Below are 4,243 nucleotides of genomic sequence, written 5' to 3'. Positions count from 1 at the left end.
TATGGCGAGCAGGAACGAGACGGCCCTGGCCGTCGGCGTCCCCGCCCCGGTCGGCGGCCTGTACACGTGGATCGCGGCGGCCTCGGCCGTGCTGACACCGACCTGCGCCTCTACCTCCGCGACCACGTGCGCAGCATCGTCTCCCGCCTGGTCGAGCTGGAGACCGCGCTGATGGCCCAGGCCGAGCAGCACGCCGAGACCGCCGCGCCGGGCATGACGCACCTGCAGCACGCCCAGCCCGTCTCCTTCGGCCACCAGCTCCTGGCCCACGTCCACGCCTTCACCCGCGACATCGACCGCCTCACCGACTGGGACAAGCGCGCCGCGGTCTCCCCGCTCGGCTCCGGCGCCCTGGCGGGCTCCTCGCTGCCGCTCGACCCGCAGGCCGTGGCCGAGGAGCTCGGCTTCTCCGCCGCCGCGCCCAACTCGATGGACGCCGTCGCCGACCGCGACTTCGCCGCCGAGTTCCTGTTCGACGCGGCGATGATCGGCGTGCACCTGTCGCGGCTGGGCGAGGAGATCGTCCTGTGGGCCTCGCAGGAGTTCCGCTGGATCGAGATGGACGACGCCTACTCCACCGGCTCGTCGATCATGCCCCAGAAGAAGAACCCCGACGTCGCCGAGCTGGCCCGCGGCAAGTCCGGCCGCCTGATCGGCAACCTCATGTCGATGCTCACCACGCTCAAGGGCCTGCCGCTGACCTACAACCGCGACCTGCAGGAGGACAAGGAGCCGGTGTTCGACTCGGTCGACACGCTGCTGCTCGTCCTGCCCGCGATGGCCGGGCTGGTCGCGACCATGCGCGTCAACACCGCCCGCATGGAGGCCTCGGCCCCCGACGGCTTCGCCCTGGCCACCGACCTGGCCGAGCTGCTGGTGCGGCGCGGCGTGCCGTTCCGCGACGCGCACGAGGCCGTCGGCCACCTGGTGGTCTGGTGCCAGGTCAACGACAAGGACCTCGGCGACCTGAGCGACGACGAGCTGGCCAAGGTCTCGCCGCACCTGACGCCCGACGTCCGCGACGTGCTCAACGTGCCCGGCGCGCTCGCGGCCCGCAAGGCCCACGGCGGCACCGCGCCCGACCGCGTACGCGACCAGCTCGTCGCCCTGCGCGAGGCGGTCGACGCGCAGGCGGCATGGGCCTCGGGCAACTGAGCGCCGCGCCGCTGCCGCGGAGTTTCTTCGACCGGCCCTCGCACGAGGTCGCGCCCGACCTGCTCGGACGCGTCCTCGTGCACGGCCCGGTCGCCGTCCGGCTCACCGAGGTCGAGGCGTACGGCGGCCCCGGCGAGGACCCGGCGGCCCACACCTACCGCGGCAGGACACCCCGCAACGCCGTCATGTTCGGCCCGCCCGGCCACCTGTACGTGTACTTCACCTACGGCATGCACTTCTGCGCGAACCTCGTCTGCCTGCCCGAGGGCCACGGCTCGGCCGTGCTGGTCCGCGCCGGCGAGATCGTCGCCGGCCTGGACGAGGCCCGCACCCGCCGCACCCCCACCGGCGGCCGGGGCGGGCGGGTCCCGGACCGTGACCTCGCCCGCGGCCCCGCCCGGCTGGCCGTCGCGCTGGGCCTGCTGCGCGAGCACAACGGCCTCGACGCGATCTGGGAAGGCGCACCCGCCGCCCTCGATCCCCTGACCGGGCACTCCGGGCGGTTTGGTCACGGGCCGGAGCACGCGACCTGGCTCACCGGCCTGCCCCACGGGTCGGCCGCCGTGCTCGAAGGCCGGCCCGCCGACCCCGGCACGATCCAGTCAGGCCCGCGCACCGGCGTCTCGACCGCCAAGGAGACCCCGTGGCGGTTCTGGATCGACGGCGACCCGACCGTCTCGCCGTACCGGGCTCACGTGCCGCGCCGGCGCAGCTCCGCGGCCACCTCCGTGGGGGAGACGCCCAGCTCGTGAGCGCTGAAGACGTGCAGATGGTCGCCGGTGTCGATCTCCAGCATCTCGCTGCGCACCCCGAACCGCCTGCGCACGTCCACCGTGACGTCCCCGATCGCCGCCCAGGGCACGTGCCGCCGGCCGGCGAACCCGTGCACCACCGTGATCCCGTCCGCGTCGGCCGACAGCCGCACCGGCACCAGCACGTCGCGCAGCCCCATCCCGCCCACCAGCACGGCCGCCGGCACCGCGAGGATCACCCCGCGCACGTCCCCGGCCACCCACCAGAAGACGGCGAGCCCGGCGCACGCCAGAGCCCCTAAGATCTTGAAAACGGCCAGCTCGCGACGGACCCTCCACATGGACACCGAGCGTATCCAAGTGGCGCGCCGGCACACCGATCGGGCAGGCTAAAGGCACCGACTCCGACTCAGGGAAGCCACATCACCGTGACCGACATCATCGACGACCTCGCGTGGCGAGGATTGATCGCCCAGTCCACCGACCTCGACGCCCTACGCGCGTCCATGGCCAAGGCACCGATCACGGTCTATTCCGGTTTCGACCCCACAGCGCCGTCCCTGCACATCGGCCACTTCGTGCCGCTGCTCACGCTGCGCCGCCTGCAGCTCGCCGGGCACAACCCGATCGGCCTGGTCGGCGGCGCCACCGGCCTGATCGGCGACCCGAGCGGCCGCAACACCGAGCGCTCGCTCAACTCCAGCGAGATCGTCGCCGAGTGGGTGGAGCGCCTGCGCGGCCAGGTCGGCAAGTTCCTCGACTTCGACGCGGAGTCCAACCCGGCCCGCCTGGTCAGCAACCTCGACTGGACCGGTGAGCTCAGCGCCATCGACTTCCTGCGCGACATCGGCAAGCACTTCCCGGTCAACCGCATGCTCGCCAGGGAGTCGGTCTCGGCCAGGCTCGCGGGGGAGGGGCTCAGCTACACCGAGTTCAGCTACCAGATCCTGCAGTCCAACGACTACCTGGAGCTGTTCCGCCGCTACAACTGCACCCTGCAGATCGGCGGCAGCGACCAGTGGGGCAACATCACGGCGGGCGCCGACCTGATCCGCCGCATCGAGGGCGGCCACGTGCACGTCCTGACCCAGCCGCTGATCACCAAGGCCGACGGCACCAAGTTCGGCAAGACGGCGGGCGGCGCGCTCTGGCTCGACCCCGAGATGACCTCCCCGTACGCCTTCTACCAGTACTTCCTCAACTCCGACGACCGGGACGTGATCCACTACCTGAAGGTGTTCACGTTCCGCAGCCGCGAGGAGATCGAAGAGCTGGAGAAGGCGGTCGCCGAGCGTCCCTTCGCCCGCGAGGCCCAGCGCACGCTGGCCGAAGACCTCACCGAGCTGCTCCACGGCCGCGCCGAGCTGGAAGCGGTCATGGCCGCGTCGAAGGCGCTGTTCGGACAGGGGTCGCTGGAGGACCTGCCCGCCGCCACGCTGGAGGCCGCCCTGGCGGAGGTCCCCAAGGCCACCGTCGCCGAGCTCGGGGCGTCCTTCGTCGACCTGCTGGCCGACAGCGGGCTGGTCGAGTCGAAGTCGGCGGCCAGGCGCGCGGTCAAGGAGGGCGGCGCCTACCTGAACAACGTCAAGATCACCGACGAGGCGTACGTGCCCGAGGCGTCCGACCTGCTGGCGGGCCGGTTCATGGTCCTGCGCCGCGGCAAGAAGTCGATCGGCGGCGTCGAGGTCGCCTGATCCCCACCGGCGAGGCGGGCCCTACGGGGCCCGCCTTCCGCATGGCCGGGCGGGTCCTGCGAGGCCCACTCTGTTGTATGGCGAGGCGGCCCCCCAAGGAGGCCCACTGCCGCATGGCGAGGCGGCGCCCCGGGAGGCCCCTCTGTCCTATTTCCGGGCTGACGTCCGCGTCGGCGTCCGTGCTGGTTTCCGTTCTGGCTTCCGTTCGAACAGGGCCACCGTCAGCCCCGGCAGATCCGCCGAGTGCTTGACCGACACGGGCTCGAACCCCGCCTGCCTCACCTGCGCCACCCGCGGCACGGAGTCGCCCTGCAACCCCGCCTGCTTGGTGCCCCGCCACACCACCCAGACCCGGTCGCGCCCCGTCAACGCCGCCGCGACCTCCGACCTTTCGGGGTAGCCGAACCCGTCGGCGTCCGGCACGTCCCCTGTCTTCAGTACGTCGTCCGGCATCGCCGCGTCCGCGTAGTAGTCGAACCCGGCCCGGAGCTGGCTCTGCCCGTACACGATCGCGTCCTCCGGCTCCGCCTTGACCACTCGCAACGCCCACGGGATGTTCTCGAACCGCCCGTTCTCCTCGCGTACCGTCACATGCTCGGAAGCCGCGAGCAGACCCCCCACCAGCACGAGGGCCACCCCCGC

Annotated in this window: 3 protein-coding genes and 2 pseudogenes; 3 read left to right on the top strand and 2 right to left on the bottom strand. The window is 72.2% G+C overall.

Translation table 11 applies throughout. The features are described 5' to 3' along the window. Nucleotides 1-72: 72 nt before the first annotated feature. Together argH and ACWCSD_RS48930 are read left to right on the top strand one after the other, a co-directional pair. Nucleotides 73-1,155 (top strand): annotated as a pseudogene (gene argH / locus ACWCSD_RS48935) (argininosuccinate lyase); the annotation flags it as partial. After that, nucleotides 1,137-1,907, top strand: a complete 771-nt coding sequence (locus ACWCSD_RS48930; protein ID WP_449926092.1) for a DNA-3-methyladenine glycosylase — start codon at nucleotides 1,137-1,139, stop codon at nucleotides 1,905-1,907. The pseudogene argH and the gene ACWCSD_RS48930, both read left to right, overlap by 19 nt. Here ACWCSD_RS48930 and ACWCSD_RS48925 read toward each other — a convergent pair. Further along, nucleotides 1,847-2,248, bottom strand: a complete 402-nt coding sequence (locus ACWCSD_RS48925) for a PH domain-containing protein (RefSeq protein ID WP_449926089.1) — start codon at nucleotides 2,246-2,248, stop codon at nucleotides 1,847-1,849. The genes ACWCSD_RS48930 and ACWCSD_RS48925 overlap by 61 nt on opposite strands. 87 nt (nucleotides 2,249-2,335) lie before the next feature. Here ACWCSD_RS48925 and tyrS point away from each other — a divergent pair, with 87 nt between their 5' ends. Next, nucleotides 2,336-3,601, top strand: a complete 1,266-nt coding sequence (tyrS, locus tag ACWCSD_RS48920; protein ID WP_352330051.1) for a tyrosine--tRNA ligase — start codon at nucleotides 2,336-2,338, stop codon at nucleotides 3,599-3,601. 147 nt (nucleotides 3,602-3,748) lie between these two features. Here tyrS and ACWCSD_RS48915 read toward each other — a convergent pair. Then, nucleotides 3,749-4,243, bottom strand: a pseudogene (locus ACWCSD_RS48915) (glycosyltransferase family 39 protein); the annotation flags it as partial.

Source organism: Nonomuraea sp. NPDC001684, from assembly GCF_053596515.1.
This window is presented reverse-complemented; position numbering and strand designations above follow the sequence as displayed.